Here is a 23,267-nt window from a genome sequence, read left to right on the forward strand (position 1 = left end):
GGCTGTGACAGAGGCGCCCCGGGGGCGCCGTGCCGCGGGTGCGGGCGGGTCGGGCCGTCAGTAGGAGCCGTAGAGCGAGTACCGCAGCGTGTCCTTCACCGCCGGTCCGAACTCAGCCGGCCAGGTGCCGAAGGGCACCACCGCGTTGCTGTAGGCGCCCGAGCCCGTCGGGCCGGTGGAGTAGTTCATGTTGTTGACCGAAGCACCCGTCCCGTTGCTGTTGTAGACCAGCCAGTACGCGGTGTCGGCGCTCAGCGTGAGCCCGACCGGGAGCGTGTTCCAGGCGTTGGCGGTCAGCGTGCCGCTGCCGGTCGCCGCGACCAGGGTGCCCGGCGAGCCGCCCGCGTCGGTGTAGACCGCCAGCTGGTACTGGTTGTTCGGCGCCGCGCTGACCGGGCCGGTGTGCACGCTCAGCGCGGTGAGCGGCACCGGGGACGCCCCGGTGGTGACCCGGCTGCCGTTGAGGTGGTGGGAGTCGGTGTCGTCGATCAGCGAGCCCACCACCGTGTTGCCGAGCGTCCTGGGCGGCGCTCCCCCGGTGGTGAAGGAGATCGCGTACGGGCTCGCCAGGGCGTTGCCGGAGGTGTCCCGCACCCCCTGGACGCTCGCGGTGTAAGCGGTGGTCAGCGCCAGGGGGGCGCTCGGCGTGAAGACCACGCCGTTGGCGGCGCCGTCGTACGCCACCGAGCCGGCCACGGCGGCGCCGGCGGCGGTCCGCAGGGTGACCGTGGAGGCCGTCACGCTCGCCTGGTCCAGCGGCTCGCCGAACGAGAAGCGCACCGCCGTCCCCGCCGCCACCCCGGTGGCACCGCCGGCCGGGGTCGTCCCGGTGACGGCGGGCGGGGTGGTGTCGCGGCCGTACGAAGCCGTGTAGGAGCCGACCGCCCCGTCGAAGAACGCGTACGCCACGCCCTTGACCGTCTCGATCCGGTACGGGACGCTCCGGCCGCCCGAGGAGATGCCGGTCAGCGTGCCGGAGGCGGCGGAGACGGGCAGCATCGCCCGCAGCCCGTTGGCCCCGCCGGTGATGTCGAAGGTCAGGCTGCCGCCGTTCCAGGCCAGCTTGGTGAACGCCGAGCCGTTGCGCCCGTCCAGCCAGGTGAGCATCTGCCGCCCGGAGACCACCGGGACGCCGCGCGCCTTCGCGGCGGTGATGATCGCGTCCGAGGCGGCGGAGGCTGCGAAGTCGGTGTGGATGTTGGCGGTCAGCGCCGCGTAGTAGCCCGTGCCGCCGTAGGCGGCGTCGAGCAGCGTGGTGATGGTGCCGGGGTAGGACTGGCCGGACTCGTCGGTCAGCTGGGTGGTGGCCTGGTACTCGTCGATCACGCTGCCGTCGGTGTCGGCGAAGCGCATGATCTGACCGGTGCCGTTGAAGTAACCGGGGCGGTCCTTGGTGAAGTTGGAGGGGTAGAAGTAGTAGTCGGTGTCGAGCCGGATGCCGTTGGCCAGCTTGGTCTTCGCCTGCGTCGCCCAGTCGTCCCACTCCACGCAGTGCGTACGGCTGCTTGAAGGGTTCGGCAGCGAGGGGTACTTGGCCCGCCAGCTGGACAACTGGTCGGCGTAGTAGCCCTGCAGGGCGGAGGCGCTGCCCCAGGGACGGCAGTTGGTGGTGACGTGGACGCCCACCTCGAAGCCCTGGTCGGTGTAGGCCTGCGCCTGCGCCGGGGTCAGCGGATCGTCGGTGTAGATGTACGAGGAGCCGCGCACGCACTCCCAGTTGGCGACGCTGCAGCCGGGCGGGCTCTGCGCCGTGTAGCCGTCCCAGCGGCCCGCCGTGCCGCCGACGCCGTGGTCGTCCCCGGTCATCACCACCACGGCCTTGACGTCGCGCGGGAAGTACCAGAAGCGCGGCAGCGGCTTGCGGGCGGAGTCGAGCAGGGTGATCAGGTTGGCCAGCAGCCGCTGCTGCTCGTCGGCGATCGGGATCAGCGCCTTGTCCAGGTCGTTCCAGTCCGGCCGGCCTCCGGTACCGAAGAACATCTCGGAGGCCTCGTAGCCGTCCGTGCCGTCCCGCTGCTGGCCGGCCCAGGCCGCGTTGCCCTGCCGGGTCTGCACCACCGACCTGGCCAGGTCGTAGCTGAAGGCGGCGGCCCGCCCGCTGCCGGCCGTCCGCAGCGTGACCGCCGGGTTGGCGGTCGCGGTGGCGGCGTCGGCGTACAGGGCGGCGACGGTGGTGGCGCCGTTGAGCGCGTAGAGGTCGGCGGCGCCGTGGTAGCCCATGGTGTCGCCGGTGATCCCGGCGCCGGGGGCCGCGGAGGTGTCCACCTTGAGGTAGGCGTCCGCGCGGGTACCGGCGGTGGGGGTGAGGCCGAACAGCGGCGCGAGCTGCTTGTCGGGGCGCATCGCCACCAGCCTGCCGCCGCCGTCGGTCCAGGTGGTGAACAGCGCGGCCTGCGCCGCGGTGAGCGGCATCTCGCCCAGCAGCACCACGTCGGCGGAGGCCAGCACCGAGCCGGTCACCGCCGAGATGTCCACCGTGCGGTAGTCGTTGAGGCCCTCCGCCTTGAGGATCTCGGCCAGGTAGCGGGTGTACGGGTTGGCCTGGCTGGTCACCAGCAGGATCGGACCCTCGGCGCCCGGGCCGGCACCCGGCGGCGGGGGCGGCGGGGTCTGCTCCGCGGTGTAGGTCGCGTAGATCGAGAAGCTGAGACCGCTGGACGTCACCGCGCCGAAGTCGGCGGGCCAACTGCCGAACGCCCGGCCGCCGTTGCCGTACACGCTGGTACCGCCGGGGCTGTAGCGCAGGTTGTTGACGGCGGCGCTGCCGCCGTTGCTGTTGTAGGCCAGCCAGTACGCGGTGTTCGCGGTGAGGTCCGCCGTCAGCGGCACGGTGTTCCAGCTGTCGGCGGTGAGCGTCGCCGTGGCGCTGCCGGCCAGCAGTGCGCCCGGGCTGCCCCCGTTGTCGCGGTAGAGCGCCGCCTGGAACCGGTTGTTCGGCGCCGCGTCCACCGCACCCACGTAGACGCTGACGCTGCTGACCGTACCGCCGGCCGCGCCGGTGACGTACCGGGACGCGTTGAGGTGGTTCGAGTCTCCGGAATCGGTGGACGGACCGACGGCCGTACTGCCCAGGGTCACCGTGGCGGCCGCCGCCGGAGCGGCCGCCGGGCCGGCGACCACCGCCACGGCGGTGGTGAGGGCGGCCAGCAGGCCCCCGAGCCTGCCACGCCGTCCGACGCCCGCGCGAATGCCTGTACCTGCCATGACCGCCCCCAACGCACCTCGGCCAACTGCCCCTATCGGTGTACCGGTTCGGCGCCGACCGTGTCCACGGAACCGCCACATCCCGTGCCGATCGGGACTATCCCTTGACCGAACCGGCCAGCAGGCCGCGGACGAAGTACCGCTGGAGGCCGAAGAAGACCGCCAGGGGGATGACGATCGACAGGAACGCGCCGGCCGTGAGCAGCTCCCAGCGGCCGCCGAAGGAGCCGGAGAGCTGGGCCAACCGGACGGTCATCGGCGCCACTTCGGGCGTTCCCCCGGCGAAGGTCAGCGCGACCAGCAGGTCGTTCCAGACCCAGAGGAACTGGAAGATGGCGAACGAGGCCAGCGCCGGCGTGCAGAGCGGCAGCACGATCGACCGGAAGATCTTGAAGTGCGAGGCGCCGTCCACCACCGCCGCCTCCATCAGGTCCCGCGGCAGCTGGGCGATGAAGTTGTGCAGCAGGAAGATCGCCAGCGGCAGCGCGAACATGGTGTGCGCGAGCCAGACCGGCGCGTAGGTGCCCTTGAAGTCCACCGCCGGGACGACGGTCAGCGAACCCAGGTGCGCGCCGCCGGAGAAGAGCCGCAGCAGCGGGATCAGCGCCATCTGGATCGGCACCACCTGGAGCGCGAACACCACGAAGAACACCGTGTCGCTGCCCCGGAACCGCACCCAGGCCAGGCCGTACGCGGCCATCGCGGCCAGCACCAGCGGGAAGAGCGTCGCCGGCACGCTGATCGCCAGCGAGTTGACCAGGAAGGGCATCAGGCCGGTGGAGACGCCGGAGCCGCCCTCGAACAGCACGGTGTGGTAGTTGGAGAGGCCGAGGTCCGGGTGGAGGAAGACGTTCCACCAGCCGTCGGCGGTGACGTCCTGCTTGGGCCGCAGCGAGGTGGCGAGCAGCCCGAGGGTCGGGACGGTCCACAGCACCGTCACCGCGATCACGAAGACGGAGGAGAGCGGGCTGGTGAACGCCTGCCGGACCGGGCCCCGGCGCCCGTCGGGCAGCCGGCGCCCGCCCCGCCCGCCCGCGCGCGACGGTCGCCGGTCACCGGTCGGACGCCGGCCGCCCGTGGCCGGACGCTCGCCGGTCGGACGCCGGCCCGTGGTCGGACGGTGCTCGCTCATCGGACTCCGCGCTCCTTCCGCAGCTGGAGGATGTTGTAGGCCACCAGGGGCAGCACCGCGAGGAAGAGGATCACCGCGAGCGCGCTGCCCCGCCCGGTGTTGAACTGCACGAAGGACTGCGAGTACATCTCGTTGGCCAGCACCTGGGTGCCGAAGTTGCCGCCGGTCATGGTGCGGACGATGTCGAAGGCCTTGAGCGTGGTGATCATGACCGTGGTGAGCACGACCACCACCGTGGTGCGGATCATCGGCACCGTGACGTACCAGAACAGCCGCGCCCCGCCCGCCCCGTCCAGCCGGGCCGCCTCGGTGACCTCGTCCGGGATCGCCTTGATCGCCGCCGAGAGGACGACCATCGCGAAGCCGGTCTGCACCCAGACCATCACCGCCATCAGCAGGAAGGTGTTGAGCGGCTGGGAGAGCATCCAGTTCGGCGGGTGCTCCCAGCCCAGCGTGATGGCGAGCTGGCTGAGCAGGCCGATCTGCGACTGGGCGGCGTCGCGGGACTCGTAGACGAACTTGAAGATGATCGAGGCGCCGACCAGCGAGATGGCCATCGGCATGAAGATCAGCGACTTGTAGACCGCCTGGCCGCGCATCCGGTCCACCAGCAGCGCCAGCACCAGCCCCAGACCGGTGGCCGCGAGCGGCGCCACCACCAGCCACAGCAGGGTGGTGACCAGGATCTTCTGGACCGAGTCGGTGGTGAACGCCCAGCCGAAGTTCTCGCCGCCCACGAAGCGGCTGCTGTCGTCGTTGTAGAGGCTCAGGTAGACGGTGCGGACCAGCGGGGCGACCAGGCCGACGAGCAGCAGCAGGACGGCCGGGCCGAGGAAGACCCCGACGGCCAGCGGGCGGGCGATCCGGCCGGAGGCCCGGCCGGCCACCAGGAAGACCAGCAGCAGGATGCCCAGGAAACCGGCGACGGCGCCGAAGCTGTTGCCGAACTTGACGGCGGCGTCGCCCCAGGCGCCGTCGGCGAGCGCGGTGGCGGTGAGGGACATGGCTGCGCGTCCTTTCCCTGCCACGGGCAGGAAGGAGGGGCGGGCGGTGCGGGTGGGTGGCCCCGCACCGCCCTCGACAGGTGGTCCTTGGCGGTCGGAGACCGCTACCGGGGCCGGGCCGCGGTAGCGGTCGGACCCGTTACTGCGGCCAGGCCGCGTCGATGTCGGCGGCGGTCTTCTGGATGGACTGGCCCTCGGCGAACCAGGCGGTCAGCGACTTCCACTCCTGCCCGGCGCCGACCGCGGCCGGCATCAGGTCCGAGCCGTCGAACCGGAAGGTCGCCGCCGGGTCGGTGAGCGCGTCGGCGGAGAGCCGGTCGATCGGATCGGTGTACAGGCTCTTGTCCACGCCCTGGTTGGCGGACACCCAGCCGGTGGCGGTCTTCACCCGGCTGCTCGCCCAGTCCGGGCTGGACAGGTAGTTCTGCACGGCCTGCACCTCGGGTCGGCTCGCGAACGCCGTCACGAACTCCCCACCGCCCTCGACCGGGCTGGCCACCTGCGGGTTCACGGCCGGCAGGCGGAAGGCGAAGATGTCGCCGTCCGGGCCGACCTTGGTGTCCTTGGGCCACTGCGCCTTGTAGAAGGACGCCTGCTGGAGCATGAGGCACTTGCCGGTGAGGACCGGGGCCCCCGCGTCCTGGAAGGTCGTGGTGGCGATCGACTTCACGTCACCGTACCCGCCGTTGACCCAGGCGGGGTTCTGCATCCAGTCCGCCACGGTCCGCATCGCGGTGGTGATCTTCTCGTCGGAGAACTTCACCTGGTGGTTCACCCACTGGTCGTACACCTCGCCGCCGTACGAGCCCAGCACCACCTCCTCCAACCAGTCGGTGGCCGGCCAGCCGGTGGCCGTCCCGGAGGCGATCCCGCCGCACCACGGCTTCGCGGTACCGGCCTTGGCGATCCGGTCGCTGAGCGCCATCAGGTCGGCCCAGGACTGCGGCACCTCGTAGCCGGCCTGCTTGAAGGCCTTGGGCGAGTACCAGACCAGGGACTTCATGTTGGCGCTCATCGGCGCCGCGTAGAAGGTGCCGTTGACCGAGCCGTAGGTCTTCCAGACCGGGCTCCACTTGTCCTGGTTGGTGACGGTCTGCGCGGGGGGCTTGGCCACCTTGCCGCTCTTGACCATCTGGGCCAGCAGGCCGGGCTGCGGGATGATCGCGAAGTCCGGGGCGTTGCCGCCGGTCACCCGGACCGGCAGCTGGGACTCGAAGTCGTTGGAACCCTCGTAACTGATCTTGATGCCCGTGCACTTGGCGAACTCGGCCCAGGACTTCTCCAGGTTGTCCGACTCCGGGCTGAGGATCGACGCGAAGACCGTCACCGTGGTGCCGGAATGCCCGGCGTACGGCTGGTACTTGGCGCAGTCACCGGCCAGGGTCTCGCCCCCGCCGCCCGAACCGCCGCCGGAGCTCGAACTGTTGGAGCAGGCCGCGGTCAGGGCCAGTGCCGCCAGCAGGGCGGGCACGGCGACCAGACGGCGGGACCTCGCGGACGGCGTGGTCGGGGTGGGGGTCAATGCGGTCCTCCTCGCCAGGGCGCACGAGCGCCGGCAGTACGACAGAACGACATTGCGCTGTACCGGAGATCGACATGGACGCGGCGGGCCGCCGGTTTGACGACGTTAACGCAGCAGCCCCCCTCCGCCAAGGTCCGCGTTCGACCTTCATCGGCACGTGCCCCAGTTGTGACCCGGAGATCCGCCTCGCCCGCCGGCCGGTTCCCCGTCCGGGCGGACGGGGAACCGGCCGGCGCCGGGCGCGCTCAGAAGAGCCGGACCGGCAGCTCCCGCAGCGAGTTGACCACTAGCGAGGGGCTCGGCCGCAGGTCCTCGTCGGGCACCGCCAGGGACAGCTCCGGGAACCGCTCGAACAGCGCCGGCAGCGCGACCCCCGCCTCCAGCCGGGCCAGCGGCGAGCCCGGGCAGACGTGTGGACCGTGGCCGAAGGAGAGATGACGACTCGGGTTCCTGGTGATGTCGAACAGCTCGGCCGTCACCCCGTGCTGGGCGGGATCCCGGCCGATCGCGTTGTAGGAGATCAGCACCGGTTCGCCGCGCGGGATCACGACCTCGCCGACCTCGATGGACTCGGCGGCGAACCGGAACAGGAAGTTGCTGGTCGGCGGCGTCCACCGGAGCGACTCCTCGACCACCGCCTCCCAGGACACCGTGCCGGCCCGGACCAGCTCCAGCTGGTCCGGGTGGGCGAGCAGCGCCCGGACGGCGTTGCCGATCAGGTTCACCGTGGTCTCGTGGCCCGCCGCGATGATCACCCGCAGGGTGGCCGCCGCCTCCGCGTCGCTCAGCGCCCCGCCCTCGGCGTCCGCCGCCAGCAGGGCACTGGCCAGATCGTCACCGGGCTCCGAACGGCGCTTCGCCACCAACTCGTTCACGAAGGCGTTCAGCCCGGCGATGGTCGCCTGGATGCCGTCGGGGTTGGGCCGGATGCCGAAGAACTCCTCGTAGAGCCCTCGCAGCAGGGCGTGGTCGGACTCCGGGACGCCCAGCAGCGAACAGATCACCGTCATCGGCAGCGGGAAGGCGAAGACCGACTTGAGGTCCACCACCCGCTCCCCCGCGGCCAGGACGTCCAGCAGGCCGTCGGTGATCTCCCGCACCCGGGGGCGCATCAGCTCCACCCGGCGCGGCGTGAACGCCTGCGCCACCAGCGTCCGCAGCCGCCGGTGCCGGGCGCCGTCGGTGGTCACCATGCTCGGGCCGGGCACGGCCAGGCCGATCAGCGGCCACGTCTTCGGCACGTCGCCGCGCTGGTAGGCCGCCCAGTGCGCGGCGTCCTTCACCAGCCGGGGGTCGGTCAGCAGGTCGCGCGCGGCCGCGTGCCGCGTCACCGCCCAGGCGGCGACGCCGCCGGGCAGCTCCACCGCCACCGCCGGGCCGGCGGCGCGCAGCAGCGCGCCCTCGGCGGCGTTGTCGCGCGCCAGCGGGTCGAGGGCTATCGGGGCGGTCATCGGCACAACTCTCCTTGGCTTCCTGATTCCTGTCCGGTGGTCCTGCCGGCGGACTCCGGCGCCTCGCTGCCGGGCCGCGATGGGAGTCCGGGGTGCGGATTCCGGGGTGGGGATTCCGGGGTACGGGTGCGGGGTCCGGCGGGCGCTGCGGGCCCGGGGCCGCGCGGCCCCGGGTGTCAGACCGCGTAGCCCGGGGTGAACGACACCGGCAGTGCCACCAGCCCGCGCACCCACGCCGACGGTCGCCACACCAGCGCGTGCTCGGCCACCGCCAGCCGGAGGTCCGGCAGGCGGTCCAGCAGCACCTCGATCGCCGTGGTGGCGATCACCTCGGCCGCCTCCTGCGCCGGGAACGGGCACCCGTGCTCGCCGTAGGAGTAGCTCATGTGCGCCCGGTTGCCCTCCGCCGGGCTGCCGTCGGCCTGCCGCACCGCCGGGTCCGCGTTCGCCCCCGCGAAGCCGAGCAGCAGCATGTCCCCCGCGGCGATCCGCTGGCCGCCGAGCTGGGTGTCCCGGACCGCCCAGCGCCCGGCGAAGATCTGCGTCGGGGTGTCCTCCCAGAGCGCCTCGTTCAGGGCCTGGTTGATGCTGCGCCGGCCGCCGGAGAGCGAGGCGGCGAACCGCTCGTCGGTGAGCATCAGCCGCAGCGCGTTGGAGATCCAGTACGAGCACGGCTGGTGGCCGGCGATCAGCAGGACGCGCAGGTCGCGCATCACCTCGTCGTGGTCCAGGCCCGCCTCGTGCAGGAGCATCCGCGAAGCCAGGTCGTCGGACGGCCGCTCGGCCTTCTCGCGGACCAGGTCGAGCATCACGCCGAGCAGCCGCTGCGCGCCGGCCGGGGCGTCCGCCCCGCCGTCCAGCATCGCCAGCAGCCCGTCGATCAGGACGGGCGCCTGCTCCTCGCTCAGCCCGAGCAGCCGGCAGAGCACCAGCAGCGGCATCCGGTGCGCGTACTCGGCGACCAGCTCGGCCTCACCGCGCCCGGCGAACCCGTCGATCAGCCGGTCGGCGATCTCCTCGCAGTGCTTGCGCAGCTCGTACGGGTCGACGGCGGCCAGCGCGTCCGTGACGGCCCGCGAGCGGCGGACGTGCTCCTCGCCCTCGGCGTACAGGATCGACGGCACCGGCGCCATCATCGGCTTCAGCGGCCAGTCCTCGGGGATGCTCTCCCAGGCGTTCCAGCGGGTCGAGTCCCGGCCGAACAACTGCGGCTGGCCGGTCACCAGTTGCAGCTCCCGGTAGCCGATGACCAGCCAGGCGGGGACACCCCCGGCGAGCTCGACCGGAGCCACCGGACCGTGCGCGGCCCGCAGCTCGCGGTACAGCTGGGACGGGTCGGTCTGGAAGCGCGGCCCGTACAGCGGGGTGGCGCCGGCGTGCGCCGGGCAGCCCGGCGGCGGGGTGGCGGCGGGCTCGGTCACGGGGTGCTCTCCTCGTACGGGGACGGGTGGGTGGCGCCGGCGACAGCGACAGCGGACACGGCAACCGGGGCGACCGGGGCGGCCTCCGGACGGGCGGCCGGACCGCTGCCGGCCTCCACCCGGGCGGCCAGGTGCCGGACCAGCTCGATCAGGACCTGCTTGCTCGACTCCCGGTCGCGCGCGTCGCAGTCCACCAGCGGCACCTCGGCGGGCAGGTCGAGCGCCGCGCGCACCTGCTCCAGGCTGTGGCTCGGGTCGCCGAAGTTGTTGCGGGCCACGATGAACGGCGTGCCGTGGTGTTCGAGCCGGTCGATGGCGTACCAGGACTCCTCCAGCCGCCGGGTGTCCACCAGGACGACCGCGCCGAGCGCCCCGCTGAACAGGCGGTCCCAGAGGAACCAGAAGCGCTCCTGCCCGGGCGCGCCGAACAGGTACAGCACCTGGCTCGCGGAGAGCGTGATCCGGCCGAAGTCGAACGCGACCGTGGTGGAGCGCTTGCCCCAGGAGCCCGTGGGGTCGTCGATGCCCTCGCCCGCCCTGGTCATGGTCTCCTCGGTGTTCAGCGGACGGATCTCGCTGACCGCACCGACCAGGGTGGTCTTGCCGACGCCGAACCCGCCGACCACGACGATCTTCAGCGCGTTGTCGGCGGTACCGCGTAGCGGGGTGCGCCGGGGCCCGGGGGCCTCAGAGCTGTTGGAGTCCATGCAACACCTGCTTCAGCGTGTCGAGATCGGGCAGCCGGGCCTTGTTGGGGGCGAACCGGGGGTGCCGGGCGGTGACCGCCCCGGACTCCAGCAGGTCCCCGAGGAGGATCTTCACCGCCGAGACCGGCAGCGCCAGCTCGGCGGCGACCTCCACGACGGCGGTCGGGGCCTCGCACATCCGCAGGATGCGGGCGTGCTCCGACTGCATGCCCGGGTCCGGCTCCCGTTCGGCGACGATCAGGGTGACCAGGTCGAAGGCGTTCTCCGGGGAACGGCTGCGGCCGCGGGTGATGGTGTAGAGGCGGTCCGGGTCGTCGTCACGGCCCGGCAGGACCGGCCGCCCGCTCATACCCGGGCGCTCTCTTGGACCACCGCGTCCGTATCCGCCCCGATGCCCGCGTCGTCGCGGGCCGGAGCACTGAGGTGGACGCCGATCTGCTCGATCAGACCGTGCATGTTGTGGCCGACCACGCCCACGTCCGCCTCGTCGTCGGTGACCACGGCGAGGTGGGCGCCCTCGCCGGCCGCCACGATGCAGAGGATGCCGCCGTGGAACTCGGTCATCGACTGCCGCACGCCGCCGCTGCCGTCGCCGAACTCGATCGAGGCGCCGTGCGCCAGGCTCTGCATCCCGGAGGCGATCGCGGCCAGCTGGTCGGCCTGATCGGCGCCGAGTCCGGCGGTGTGGCAGAGCCTGAGGCCGTCGGCCGAGAGCACCAGGGCGTGCCGGGCGCCGGGGGTGGCGGTCAGCAGGTTCTCCAACAGCCAGTCGAGGTCACGGTCGATAACGCTGCTCATCAGGAGTCCTTCTCGGTGACGGGGGAGGCGTCGGGCGTGGTGTCCGTGGTCGGTGCGGTCGGCGTGGTGTCCGTGGTCCTTGCGGGGGGCGTGGTGTCCGTGGTCCTTGCGGGAGTCGCGGCCGGTGCGGGGGTCGGGGTCGGCGCGGGGGTCGCAGCCGGTGCGCTGCCGTTCCCGGCCTGCTGGGCGGCGCGCCGGAAGGCGCCGAACCGGGCGGCGGCGCTCACCGCGTCGGCACGGACGGACTTGGCGGCCGGAGCCGGTGCCGCGGTGGTGGTACCGGTGGCGGCGAGCGTCTGCCCGCGGCGGCGCTGCGGCAGACCGCTGTCGGCGACCTCCACCGGGACCGCGCCGGACGACGGCGCCGGGGCGGACGAGGTCGCCGGAGCGGACGACGGCGCGGCGGCGGGCCTGGCCGGCAGCAGCGCCGGCGGGCCGGCGGGCGTGAGCGCCAGGCGCGACGGCGCGGGCGCCGTCGCCCGGGCCGGGGCGGGCACCGGAGCGGGCGCCGGCGCGGCGTGCGTCACCAGCTGCTGCGGGATGAGCATCACCACCCCCGTTCCACCGCGCGCCGACGGCCGGAAGGAGATCTGCAACCCGTACTTGCGGGCCAGCGCGCCGACCACCGCGAGGCCGAGCCGCGTCCCCGCGGTGAGCGTGGTGAGGTCCAGGGGCTCGGCGGAGACGGCCCGCTCGGCCCGGCGCAGCCAGCTCTCGCTCAGCCCGAGGCCGCTGTCCTCGACGGTGACCGCCAGCCCGGCCGGCACCTCCTCGACGTAGACGTGCACCTCGGCCGGCGGGGCGGAGAAGTTGGTGGCGTTGTCCAGCAGTTCGGCCAGCGCGTGCATCACGCCCTCGGCGGCGAACCCGGCCACGGCCGCCGTGCTGGCGTTGTGCAGCCGGACCCGCTGGTAGGCGCCGATCCGGCCGAGCGCCCCGCGCAGCACCGACTCCACCGCGATCGGCTTGGCCCAGCGCCGGCCCGAGCGGGCGCCGGTGAGCACGGCGATGCTGTCGGCCATCCGGCCGGCCTGGGCCGTGGAGTGGTCCAGTCGCAGCAGGTCGCCGAGGACCTCCTCGTCGTGCCGGTGCTGCATCTCGCGCAGCTCGGCGTGCATGCTCGTGGCGAGTGCCTGGACCCGCCCGGCGGCGGTCGCGCAGACCGCGAGGGCGGCGGCCCGCAGCCGCTCGCCCCGGCCGATCTCCTCGGCGAGGGCCCGCAGCAGCGCGTACTGGGGGTGCGTGCGGTGCGTCGCGAGCGCGCTGTCCACGGACGCGCCGTCCCGGAGCTTCTTCACCACCTCGGGCAGGACGGACCCGGCCAGCCGGTCCAGTGCGGCTCGCTCCGCCCGCTCGGCCTCCAGTTCGGTCCGCACCCGGGCCAGCTCGGCCTGCGCGGCCAGCGCCTCGGCCTCGGCGTCCGCCTGCGCGGTCCGGGCCACCTCCCGCGCCGTGTCGGCGGCGGCGGCCCGCTCGCGGGCGCTCGCCCCGGCGGCGTCGGCCGCGGCGGTCAGCGCGCGCGCCGCCCCGGTCTCCTCCCGCTGCGCGGCGAGCTCCTCCGCCAGTCGGCGGGCGCGCTCGGTGGCGGTCGCCGCCAGTCCGACCGCGATCAGCCAGAGCACCGCGACCGCGCAGACCGCGGCCCCGGTCAGCGGCTGGTGCGCGGACAGGGCCCGGCCCGCGGCCACCGGGGCGGCGACGCCCGCCAGCAGTACGGCCGCCGCGGTGAGGGCCGCGGTGCGCGGGGCCGGGCGTCGGCGCGCCGTGCCGTCGGGGCTGGTGCGTTCTCTCATCGATGCGGTCCTCGGCAGCGGCGGGCGTCGACGGGCGGACGCCGACAGCGGGGGCGGGCGAACGCGCGACCGCCCGGCCGACGTAGTGAAACGTCTCCGGGCGGCTGATCGGTTCACGCTTTCGGCCGATCATATCCATTCAGCTCCTGCCCTCAATGGGCAAGTTGACGGGCAGTATCATTCGTTCACGGCTCGTGCACCGATTGGCGACCTCACCGTCGCACCTCGATCAACTCAAGGTGGCATCCACCGCCCGGCGCAGTGCCGCGAAGTCCAGCCCGTGATCGGCGATGATCCTGGCGCCGAGCCCCTCCCCCTCCCGGACCACCCCGAGCAGCAGGTGCCCGACGCCGATGCGGCCGGACTTCAGCCGGAGCGACTCGCGCAGCGACAGCTCCAGCACCTTCTTCGCCCGAGGCGTGAACGGCACCCGGCCGCCCTTGGCGTCGACCCGGAACCAGCCCCGCCGCCTCGCCTCCGCACCCTCCGCCGGAGCGTCCAGCGCCCCCTCCCCGAACGCCGACTCGACGGCCTCCCGGACGGCGTCCAGATCGACCCCGATCGCCGCCAGCGCCTGCGCGTCGTCGGCCCCGCCGAGCAGCCGGCGCACCGCCCGCCGCACGGCGGCATGGTCCAGCCCCGCCTCGACCAGCACGGCCGCCGACGGATCGTGCGGCATCGCCACGACGGCCAGCAGCAGGTGCTCGGTGCCGATCTGCCCGTGCCGGAGCTGCGCCGCCTCCCGGCCCGCCTGGCCGACCACCAGCCGCGCATCGTCGGTGAAGCGTTCGAACATCGCTCAGCCTCCGTCCTTCTCGCTCGCGGTACCCCCGGCACTCCGCCGGGCGTACTTCTTGTGCACCGCCTGCCTGGTCACCCCGAGACAGACCGCGATGTCCTGCCAGGACCACCCCTGCTCGCGGGCGTTCCCGACCTGCAGGCCCTCCAGGCGATCGGCCAGGTCGCGCAGCGCCCGCACGGCCCGGAGCCCCACCGCGGGATCCCGACTGCTCGCGGCCGCCGCGAGTTCTCCGTTCTCGCTCATATCGTCAACTTAGGTTGACGCCCGTCGCGTGTCAACCCTGGTTGACAGCTACCCCGGGATCCGCAGCGCTCCACCGCGCGAACAACGAGCGCCCGACCGGGCCGCCCCGGTGTCCGGGCAACGCAAAAGGCGGGGCGAGGACCTCGAAAGGTCCTCGCCCCGCCTCGCGGAACTCAGCCGCTCAGGCTGTCATCCGGCACCGGGCCGGCACGGCGGCCGGATCAGCTGCAGCCGCTGGTGGAGCCGCAGCCCTCGCAGAGGTAGCAGCTGCCGGCGCGGCGCATCTTGGTGCCGCAAGAGAAGCAGAGCGGCGCGTCGGCGTTGAGGCCGAGCTGGATCTCCATCAGCTCCGTCGAGTTGTGGGCCCTGCGCGGGGCCTCGACGGCCGGTGCGGGCTTGGCCACCGGGGCGGCCGGAGCCGCCGGGGCCACCGGCGCGGACTGCGCCAGGGTCTCGGTGTCCAGCTCCTCGGCCTCCAGCGGCTCGTAGGAGCCCGTCTCCAGGTGGCGCTGGCGCTCCTCGACGGAGTGGATGCCGAGCGCGGAACGGGTCTCGAACGGCAGGAAGTCCAGCGCCAGGCGGCGGAAGATGTAGTCGACGATCGACTGCGCCATCCGCACGTCCGGGTCGTCGGTCAGACCGGCCGGCTCGAAGCGCATGTTGGTGAACTTCGAGACGTACGTCTCCAGCGGCACGCCGTACTGCAGGCCGACCGAGACGGCGATCGAGAAGGCGTCCATCATGCCCGCGAGGGTCGAGCCCTGCTTGGACATCTTCAGGAAGACCTCGCCGAGGCCGTCGTCCGGGTAGGAGTTGGCCGTCATGTAGCCCTCGGCGCCACCGACCGTGAAGGAGGTGGTGATGCCCGGGCGGCCCTTGGGCAGGCGCTTGCGGACCGGGCGGTACTCGACGATCTTCTCGACCGCGGCGACCGGGGCCGCCTCGGTCTCGGCCTTCGCGTCGCCGGACTTCTTCTTGGCCGACAGCGGCTGGCCGACCTTCGAGTTCTCGCGGTAGATGGCGAGCGCCTTGACGCCCATCTTCCAGGCCTCGAAGTAGATCTCCTCGACGTCCTCGACGGTCGCCGCGGCGGGCATGTTGACGGTCTTGGAGATGGCGCCGGAGATCCACGGCTGGATCGCCGCCATCATCCGCACGTGCCCCATCGGGGAGATGGAACGCTCGCCCATCGCGCAGTCGAAGACCTCGTAGTGCTCGGTCTTCAGGCCGGGCGCGTCCACCACGTTGCCGTGCTCGGCGATGTGGGCGACGATCGCCTCGATCTGCTCGTCCTGGTAGCCGAGGCGCTTCAGGGCGCGCGGCACGGTGCCGTTGACGATCTGCATCGAGCCGCCGCCGACGAGCTTCTTGAACTTGACCAGTGCCAGGTCGGGCTCGACGCCGGTGGTGTCGCAGTCCATCATCAGGCCGATGGTGCCGGTCGGGGCGAGCACCGAGGCCTGGGCGTTGCGGAAGCCGTTCTGCTCGCCGAGGCGCAGCACGTCCTGCCAGGTCTCGGTGGCGGCGGCCCAGACCGGGGCGTCCAGCTCGTCGACCGCGACGGCGGCGACCGAGGCGTCCGCGTGCTGCTTCATGACCTGCCGGTGCGGGGCCGCGTTGCGGGCGTAGCCGTCGTACGGGCCGACCACGCCGGCGAGTTCGGCGCCGCGGCGGTAGGCGGTGCCGGTCATCAGCGAGGTGATGGCGCCGGCCAGGGCGCGGCCGCCCTCGCTGTCGTAGGCGTGGCCGGTGGCCATCAGCAGGGCGCCGAGGTTGGCGTAGCCGATGCCGAGCTGGCGGTAGGCGCGGGTGGTCTCGCCGATCTTCTCGGTCGGGAAGTCGGCGAAGCAGATGGAGATGTCCATCGCGGTGATGACCAGCTCGACGACCTTGGCGAAGCGCTCGGCGTCGAACGAGTCGTCGTCGCGCAGGAACTTCATCAGGTTGAGCGAGGCCAGGTTGCAGCTGGAGTTGTCCAGGTGCATGTACTCGGAGCAGGGGTTGGACGCGTTGATGCGGCCGGACTCCGGGCAGGTGTGCCAGCGGTTGATGGTGGTGTCGTACTGGATGCCCGGGTCGGCGCAGGCCCAGGCGGCCTCGGCCATCTTGCGGAAGAGCTTCTTCGCGTCGACGGTCTCGATGACCTCGCCGGTCATCCGGGCGCGCAGGCCGAATTCGGTGCCGTTCTCGACGGCGGTCATGAATTCGTCGTTGACCCGGACCGAGTTGTTGGCGTTCTGGTACTGCACGGAGGCGATGTCGTCGCCGCCGAGGTCCATGTCGAAGCCCGCGTCGCGCAGGGCGCGGATCTTCTCCTCCTCCTTCACCTTGGTCTCGATGAAGGCCTCGACGTCCGGGTGGTCGACGTCCAGCACGACCATCTTGGCCGCCCGGCGGGTGGCGCCGCCGGACTTGATGGTGCCGGCGGAGGCGTCGGCGCCGCGCATGAAGGAGACCGGGCCGGAGGCGTTGCCACCGGAGGAGAGCAGTTCCTTGGAGGAGCGGATCCGGGAGAGGTTCAGGCCGGCACCGGAGCCGCCCTTGAAGATCATGCCCTCTTCCTTGTACCAGTCGAGGATCGACTCCATGGAGTCGTCGACGGCCAGGATGAAGCAGGCGCTGACCTGCTGGGGCTGCTTGGTGCCGACGTTGAACCAGACCGGCGAGTTGAAGCTGAACACCTGGTGGAGGAGGGCGTAGGTCAGCTCGTGCTCGAAGGTCTCGGCGTCACCGGGGGTGGTGAAGTAACCGTTCTTCTCGCCGGCGGCGCGGTAGGTGAGCACCACGCGGTCGATGATCTGCTTGAGGCTCCACTCGCGCTGCGGGGTGCCCACGGCGCCGCGGAAGTACTTGGACGTGACGATGTTGACGGCGTTGACCGACCAGAAGTCGGGGAACTCCACGCCGCGCTGCTCGAAGTTGATCGAGCCGTCGCGCCAGTTGGTCATGACGACGTCACGCCGCTCCCAGCGGACCTCGTCGTAGGGGTGGACGCCAGGGGTGGTGTGGATGCGCTCGATCCGCAGGCCGCCCTTGGGGGCCTTGCCGGCGCCCTTGGTCACGGTCTTGTCGGACTTCGACCCGCGTGCGGAACCGCTCGTGGTGTCTGTCACTTCTCGCTCCTCCTCCTGGGCAAACGCCCAAAGTGCCCCGAAAAGTCCGGGCACCGCTGGTTCGTCTTCCGGTGTGCGGACAGGAGACGACCTGCCTGTACCCGCACGGTTTGTGGTGTTCTGTGCGCCGTTTCCGGGCACGCCTCGGCCCCGAGGGGCCGGTACGGCTGATGTGGCTGATGTGGCTGATGTGGCTGATGTGGTGCTGTGAGCCCCGAGGGGCCGGCGTGGTGCTGTCGGCCCCGAAGGGCCGGTGCGGCTGGTGTGGCTGGTGTGGCTGGTGTGGGACGAAAGGCCCCGAGGGGCCGGTGGTGCGGAGCCGGCCTCCTAGGGCGCGGCGGCGGCGACGGGCACGCAGGCGCCGTCCGCCTCGGGGACGGGCCGCTCGGCGCGGAGCTCCGCGATGGCGGCCTCGAAGTCTTCCAGTCCGTCGTACGCCTGGTAGACGCTGGCGAAGCGCAGGAAGGCGACGACGTCGAGTTCCTTGAGCGGTCCGAGTATGGCCAGCCCCACGTCGTGGGTGGTCAGCTCGGACTTGCCGGTGGCCCGCACGCACTCCTCGACCTTCTGGCCGAGCTGGGCGAGGGCGTCCTCGGTGACCGGGCGGCCCTGACAGGCCTTGCGGACTCCGGAGATGACCTTCTCCCGGGAGAACGGCTCGGTGACGCCGCTGCGCTTGATGACCATCAGTGCGGCCGTCTCCACCGTGGTGAAACGGCGGCCGCAGTCCGGGCACTGCCGGCGACGGCGGATCGAGCTGCCGTCTTCGGTGGTCCGGCTGTCGACGACGCGGCTGTCGGAGTGCCGGCAGAAGGGGCAGTGCACCTGAAGATCCCTCCCGGGCAGGACGTGCGGACTGGTCGAGTCTATGCGATGAGGACCCGGCACCGCCAAGCGGATCATGCGACGTGACCACTAGTACTGGGCCCGGAGAGGACTGTAACCACTACATGTGGGTCCAGGGGGGAAGCGATACCCCTGGCGTGTCGGCGCCGATTAGACTGCCGGAGTCGCGTTCGAGTCGAACATTTAAGCGATGTACAACAAAGCCTTGATCGAGTCAGCCAACTCCCGAATAATTCACTCGAACGTGTGTTTGGCGCAACCTTTCGATAGGAGGTGCCGTTGGGCTGGAAAAGGGGAGAGGACAGCCGTCGAGAGGGGCCGCCGTGAACACGATCGAAAGCAACACCATCCCGGTGCAGGAACACTCCCAGCTCAAGGTGGGGCAGCGCACCACGAATCAGCAGAGTGTGGACAGCATGGACCGTAGCGAAGAACACCGCCTCTCCGGCCAGGCCATTTCCCATCCGGGCCGCGTTCCCGACCAGCCGATCGAGCACGCCGCCGTGCTGGACGACAGCCACCCGGTCCCCGCGCGCTCGCTACCCGGCCGCCCCCCCGGCATCCGGACGGACGAGGCCGGGCTGACCGAGCGCCAGCGGCGGGTGATCGAGGTCATCCGGGACTCGGTCCAGCGCCGCGGCTACCCGCCGTCCATGCGGGAGATCGGCCAGGCCGTCGGCCTGTCCAGCACCTCCTCGGTCGCCCACCAGCTGATGGCCCTGGAGCGCAAGGGCTTCCTGCGCCGGGATCCGCACCGCCCGCGCGCCTACGAGGTCCGCGGCGTCGAGGTGGCCCGCCCCAACACCGCCGAGACGGCCGGGCGTCCGTCCACCTCGTACGTGCCACTGGTCGGGCGGATCGCCGCCGGCGGCCCGATCCTGGCCGAGCAGACCGTCGAGGACGTCTTCCCGCTGCCGCGCCAGCTGGTCGGCGAGGGCGAGCTGTTCGCGCTGACCGTGCGCGGCGACTCGATGATCGAGGCCGCCATCTGCGACGGCGACTGGGTGACCGTCCGCCGCCAGCCGGTCGCCGAGAACGGCGACATCGTGGCCGCGATGATCGACGGCGAGGCGACCGTGAAGCGCCTCAAGCGCGAGGACGGCCGGATCTGGCTGATGCCGCACAACCCGGCGTACGAGCCGATCAACGGTGACAACGCGACCATCCTGGGCAAGGTCGTCGCCGTGCTGCGCCGCCTCTGAGCCGCCCGGTACGGCGCCCACCGGGAAGGGGCTCCACCGCACGGTGCGGGGAGCCCCTCCGGTGTGCCCGGGCGGCGGCCGCCTCTCGGGGCGACCGACGCCTCAGCCCCGCTTGACCACCGGCCGCACCGGCGCCGCGGAGGCGTCGATCGCCGCCAGTGAGCGGCGCACCTGGTTGCGATCGGTGGTGTACCAGAACTCCGGCATCGAGGAGCGGAAGAAGCTCCCGTACCGCTTGGTCTCCACCCGCGGGTCCAGCACCGCCACCACACCGCGGTCGTCCGCCGCGCGGACCAGCCGGCCCGCGCCCTGCGCCATCAGCAGCGCGGCATGGGTGGCCGCGACGGCCATGAAGCCGTTCCCGCCGCGCTGTTCGACGTCCCGCTGGCGGGCGCTCATCAGCGGGTCGTCCGGGCGCGGGAACGGGATCCGGTCCATCACCACCAGCTGGCAGGCCGAGCCGGGCACGTCCACGCCCTGCCAGAGCGACAGCGTGCCGAACAGGCAGGTGGTCGCGTCCGAGGCGAACTCGCGGATCAGCTCACCCAGGGTGTCCTCGCCCTGGAGCAGGATCCGGTTGTCCAGCCGCTCGCGCATCGCCTCGGCGGCGGCCTGGGCGCCGCGCATCGAGGAGAACAGGCCGAGCGTCCGCCCGCCGGCCGCGCCGATCAGCTCGGCGAGTTCGTCCAGCATGTCGGGGCGCTCCGGGTCCCGCCCCGGGTCGGCCAGGTGCCGGGCGACGTAGAGGATGCCCTGCTTGGGGTACTTGAACGGCGAGCCGACGTCGATGCCGCGCCAGTGCGGCACCGCGTCCTCGCCGAAGGCGGCCTCGGGGGCGTCGCCCTCGGTGCGCTGGTCCGGCAGCCGAGCCTCCGAGGGCAGGCCGACCGAGGCGGCGACGCCGGTGAAGTCCCCGCCGAGCTTCAGCGTGGCGGAGGTGAACACCACCGAGCGCTCCTTGTAGAGGCCCTCCCGCAGCAGCCCGGAGACGCTCAGCGGGGCGACCCGCAGCGAGGCGGTGCCCAGGCCGTACCGGTCGCTGCGCTCGATCCAGACCACGTCGTACTCGGAGTCGGCCAGCAGCCGCTCGGCCGTCTCGTGCAGCGCCTCGGCGGAGGCCATCGCCTGCTTGCGCACCGCGTCCTCGTCGGTGAGCGCCTTGTCCCGCGTCTCGCCGAGCGAGGTGATCACCTGCCGGCTGGCGTCCCGGATCGCGGTGACCGCGTACGCCAGGTACTCGGGCAGCTCCTCGACCCGGCCGGGCTGGGCGGTCTCCATCAGGCCGTGGTAGTTCTCCGCGGCCCCCTGGAGGGCGTCCACCGCCTTCTCGTTCGCCAGCCTGGCCGCGCGCTTGACCGCCCGGTTGACCGCGCCGACGGTCAGCTCGGCGGTGGCCGCGCCGGTGACCCGGTTGACCAGCTCGTGCGCCTCGTCGACGATCAGCAGCTCGTGCTCCGGCAGCACCGGCGCGCCCTCGAGGGCGTCGATCGCCAGCATCGCGTGGTTGGTGACCACGACGTCCGCCAGCTTGGCGCGCTCCCGCGCCTTCTCGGCGAAGCACTCCTGCCCGTACGCGCAGCGGGTGGCGCCCAGGCACTCCTTGGAGGTGACCGAGAGCTGGGCCCAGGCCTTGTCGGAGACGCCGGGGCTCATGTCGTCCCGGTCGCCGGTCTCCGTCTCGTCCGCCCACTCGCGCAGCCGCATGACGTCCTGGCCGAGCTTGCCGGTGGGGCCGCCGAGGGCGTCCACCGGATCGAAGAGGCCCTCGCCCTCCTCGCTCGGGGTGCCCTCGTTGGCCCGGTGCAGGCAGAGGTAGTTGGAGCGGCCCTTGAGCATCGCGAACAGCGGACGGCGGCGCAGCACCGGGTGCAGCGCCTCCACCGTCCGCGGCAAGTCCCGCTCGACCAGCTGGCGTTGGAGCGCCAGGGTGGCCGTGGCGACCACCACGCGGTCCCCGTGGGCGAGGGCCGGCACCAGGTAGGCGAGGGACTTGCCGGTGCCGGTGCCGGCCTGCACCAGCAGGTGCTCGCCGTTGTCGACGGCGTCGGCGACGGCCTCGGCCATCCTGACCTGGCCGGGGCGCTCGACGCCGCCGACGGCGGCCACGGCGGCGTGCAGCAGCTCGGGGAGCTGGGCCCGCGGGACGGCCTCGACCGCGCCGGCGGCGGCCGACCCGTCGGCCTCGTCGTCGGCGGGGGGCTGGGATTCGGAGTCGTTCGTCATGACCCACCCAGCCTACGGGGCGGGGGTGACAATCCGGTCCCGCCGGCCGTGCGGCACCGCGGCTCCCGCGGCGGCCAGCGCGTTGGGCACGGTGCCGTGCCGGGCCGCGTGCGGGCGGTGCGGGCGGTCCCCGTAACCGTCCAGCAGCAGCCGGTTCCGGTTGAGGCAGAGCCGGTCGATCCGCGGGCGGAACAGGTCGAAGAGCTCGAACCGCTCGCGCAGCTCGGGGAAGCGCTCCTGGTAGCGCAGGATCTCGGCCCGCAGCAGGGCCCAGAACTCGGCCTCGGGCAGTCCGGTCTGCGCCTCCAGCAGCGGGGCGAGGTAGCGGTAGACGCCGATGAACAGGCCGGAGTGGAGGAACTGGCAGAGGCCCTGCGGGTCCTCGCGCAGCAGTACCTCGGCCACCTCGGCGGGCAGCTCGCGCAGCTCGGGCAGGTCCTGGTCGCTCAGGTTGACGTCGTCGACGAAGTCCTTGACCGCGAGCCGGGCCGGGGCGTCCCGCTCGTCGAAGACCACGATGGCGTTCTCCCCGTGCGGGGAGAAGACCAGGCCGTACCGGTAGAGGAAGTGCAGCAGCGGCGGCAGCATCGCCGCGAACAGCCGGGCGGTCCACGCGGCGGGGGTGAGGCCGGAGCGGGCGATCAGCTCGGCGGCCAGCGCCCGCCCGTCGGAGCCGGTCTGCAGCAGCGCCGCCAGGGTGCGGGCGCGCTCGCCGCCGTCCAGGCAGGGGCCGAGCGGCTCGCGCCAGATCGCGCCGAGCAGTTCCTTGTACTGGTAGGGCGCCTCCGGCAGCTCCCGGTAGAGCGGGTGGTCGACGGTGACGGAGGCGATCTCGCCGAGCAGCACGATCCGGCACTCGTCGCGCAGGAACGGGTCGGCCTGCCGGATCCCGTGGATCCAGGCGGTCACGGCGGGCGCGGCCAGCGTGCGCTCGGTGGGCAGGCCGCGCCAGACCAGGGTGTTGAGGATGGCGAGCGGCAGCTTGACGGTGCAGCGGTCGGGCCGGCTCCGGTTGAAGAAGGAGCGGATGGACTGCTGGGGCAGCCGCAGGTCGCCGTCGGTGGGCAGCGGGACGATCTCACCGCTCGCGATCCACGGGGCGAACAGCGGGACGACGGTCTCGTCCCACTGCCAGGGGTGCACCGGCAGCAGCAGGTAGTCGTCGGCGTCCGGGCCGAGGACGGCGCGCAGGGCGGCGGGGTCGTCGAGCTCGCGCGCGTACAGCTGCTCGGGCTCGGCGACGCCGGGAACGCCGCGGTACTGCGCCAGCCGGCGGTGCACGGCGATCCAGGGCAGTGGTCGCGGGGTGCGCGCCTCCGGTGCCCAGCGGGCGGCGTCGGTGGCGGAGAAGCCGAGCCGGCCCTTGTTGGGGACGATCCAGGGGTGGCCGCCCTGCCGGCCCTCCAGCTCGGGGTGGCCGAGGTCGGCGAGCTCGGCGGCGGTGAGCGCGGTGGCGAGCTGGTGGGCGTCGGCGATCAGGGTCGCGGTGAGTTCGCGGATCAGGTGGCCGGTGGTGTCGCCGCGCAGCCCGAGGGTGTGCCGGGCGTAGGGGAGGAAGCGCAGCGGGTCCAGGCCGTCCGGCCGGGAGCAGCGCACCGAGTCCGGGACGACCTGCCAGCCGCCGTACGCGCCGCGGCCGGCGGTGAAGCGGTACTCGGCCTCGGGCAGCCGGAGCAGGTAGCCGTCGGGGCCGGCGGGGACGGGGGTGATCAGCTCCTCGTAGGCGAACTCGCCGAGCATCTTGGCCAGCAGCGCGCGGCCGGCCCGCGCCCAGTGCCCGGCGGTGAGCTGCGGGGGCAGGTACAG

General features: G+C 72.6%; 17 protein-coding genes. 1 reads left to right on the forward strand and 16 read right to left on the reverse strand.

Annotated elements, in window-relative coordinates; all coding sequences use genetic code 11:
* Positions 1–57: 57 nt before the first annotated feature.
* From ABZ497_RS18690 to nrdR, 14 genes are all read right to left on the reverse strand, one after another.
* Positions 58–3,204, reverse strand: coding sequence for an Ig-like domain-containing protein (locus ABZ497_RS18690; protein WP_359806459.1), 3,147 nt, complete (start codon positions 3,202–3,204; stop codon positions 58–60).
* 97 nt (positions 3,205–3,301) lie between these two features.
* Entirely contained in the window at positions 3,302–4,336 is a 1,035-nt protein-coding gene (locus ABZ497_RS18695) for a carbohydrate ABC transporter permease (protein ID WP_359806462.1), read from the reverse strand.
* Positions 4,333–5,340 (reverse strand): sugar ABC transporter permease, encoded by a 1,008-nt coding sequence (locus ABZ497_RS18700; protein WP_359806465.1) that lies wholly within the window; start codon positions 5,338–5,340, stop codon positions 4,333–4,335. The genes ABZ497_RS18695 and ABZ497_RS18700 overlap by 4 nt, the downstream gene beginning before the upstream one ends.
* Before the next feature lie 139 nt (positions 5,341–5,479).
* Positions 5,480–6,862: an ABC transporter substrate-binding protein gene (locus ABZ497_RS18705; RefSeq protein ID WP_359806468.1), complete on the reverse strand. Its 1,383-nt coding sequence runs from the start codon at positions 6,860–6,862 to the stop codon at positions 5,480–5,482.
* A gap of 245 nt (positions 6,863–7,107) precedes the next feature.
* Positions 7,108–8,313, reverse strand: coding sequence for a cytochrome P450 (locus ABZ497_RS18710; RefSeq protein WP_359806470.1), 1,206 nt, complete (start codon positions 8,311–8,313; stop codon positions 7,108–7,110).
* A gap of 176 nt (positions 8,314–8,489) precedes the next feature.
* The gene (locus ABZ497_RS18715; protein WP_329489846.1) at positions 8,490–9,734 is read right to left on the reverse strand and encodes a cytochrome P450; all 1,245 of its coding nucleotides are present in this window, start codon (positions 9,732–9,734) and stop codon (positions 8,490–8,492) included.
* Positions 9,731–10,441 (reverse strand): ATP/GTP-binding protein, encoded by a 711-nt coding sequence (locus ABZ497_RS18720; protein ID WP_359806472.1) that lies wholly within the window; start codon positions 10,439–10,441, stop codon positions 9,731–9,733. Before ABZ497_RS18720 ends, ABZ497_RS18715 begins: the two co-directional genes overlap by 4 nt.
* Complete coding sequence (locus ABZ497_RS18725; protein ID WP_329489844.1) at positions 10,422–10,790, reverse strand: DUF742 domain-containing protein; 369 nt, start codon at positions 10,788–10,790, stop codon at positions 10,422–10,424. Before ABZ497_RS18725 ends, ABZ497_RS18720 begins: the two co-directional genes overlap by 20 nt.
* The gene (locus ABZ497_RS18730) at positions 10,787–11,239 is read right to left on the reverse strand and encodes a roadblock/LC7 domain-containing protein (RefSeq protein ID WP_359806474.1); all 453 of its coding nucleotides are present in this window, start codon (positions 11,237–11,239) and stop codon (positions 10,787–10,789) included. Before ABZ497_RS18730 ends, ABZ497_RS18725 begins: the two co-directional genes overlap by 4 nt.
* The gene (locus tag ABZ497_RS18735) at positions 11,239–13,032 is read right to left on the reverse strand and encodes an ATP-binding protein (RefSeq protein ID WP_359806477.1); all 1,794 of its coding nucleotides are present in this window, start codon (positions 13,030–13,032) and stop codon (positions 11,239–11,241) included. Before ABZ497_RS18735 ends, ABZ497_RS18730 begins: the two co-directional genes overlap by 1 nt.
* A gap of 229 nt (positions 13,033–13,261) precedes the next feature.
* Complete coding sequence (locus tag ABZ497_RS18740; protein WP_359806479.1) at positions 13,262–13,828, reverse strand: Clp protease N-terminal domain-containing protein; 567 nt, start codon at positions 13,826–13,828, stop codon at positions 13,262–13,264.
* A gap of 3 nt (positions 13,829–13,831) precedes the next feature.
* A complete protein-coding gene (locus ABZ497_RS18745; RefSeq protein ID WP_359806481.1) occupies positions 13,832–14,077 on the reverse strand; it encodes an RNA polymerase subunit sigma-70 in 246 nt (81 codons plus the stop codon).
* A 221-nt stretch (positions 14,078–14,298) separates the two neighbouring features.
* Entirely contained in the window at positions 14,299–17,190 is a 2,892-nt protein-coding gene (locus ABZ497_RS18750) for a vitamin B12-dependent ribonucleotide reductase (protein ID WP_352294728.1), read from the reverse strand.
* A gap of 327 nt (positions 17,191–17,517) precedes the next feature.
* Positions 17,518–18,015 carry a transcriptional regulator NrdR gene (nrdR, locus tag ABZ497_RS18755; RefSeq protein ID WP_329489838.1) on the reverse strand — a complete coding sequence of 166 codons (498 nt, stop codon included), beginning with the start codon at positions 18,013–18,015 and terminating at the stop codon, positions 17,518–17,520.
* 437 nt (positions 18,016–18,452) lie between these two features.
* On the opposite strand from nrdR, the gene lexA reads away from it, so the two are divergent.
* Complete coding sequence (gene lexA / locus ABZ497_RS18760; protein WP_329492269.1) at positions 18,453–19,238, forward strand: transcriptional repressor LexA; 786 nt, start codon at positions 18,453–18,455, stop codon at positions 19,236–19,238.
* 102 nt (positions 19,239–19,340) lie between these two features.
* On the opposite strand, the gene ABZ497_RS18765 is transcribed toward lexA, so the two are convergent.
* Both ABZ497_RS18765 and ABZ497_RS18770 read right to left on the reverse strand, forming a co-directional pair.
* Complete coding sequence (locus tag ABZ497_RS18765; protein ID WP_359806485.1) at positions 19,341–21,461, reverse strand: ATP-dependent DNA helicase; 2,121 nt, start codon at positions 21,459–21,461, stop codon at positions 19,341–19,343.
* A gap of 12 nt (positions 21,462–21,473) precedes the next feature.
* Positions 21,474–23,267, reverse strand: a complete 1,794-nt coding sequence (locus ABZ497_RS18770; protein WP_359806557.1) for an IucA/IucC family siderophore biosynthesis protein — start codon at positions 23,265–23,267, stop codon at positions 21,474–21,476.

The organism is Kitasatospora sp. NPDC005751 (genome assembly GCF_040630835.1).
GTDB lineage: Bacteria > Actinomycetota > Actinomycetes > Streptomycetales > Streptomycetaceae > Kitasatospora.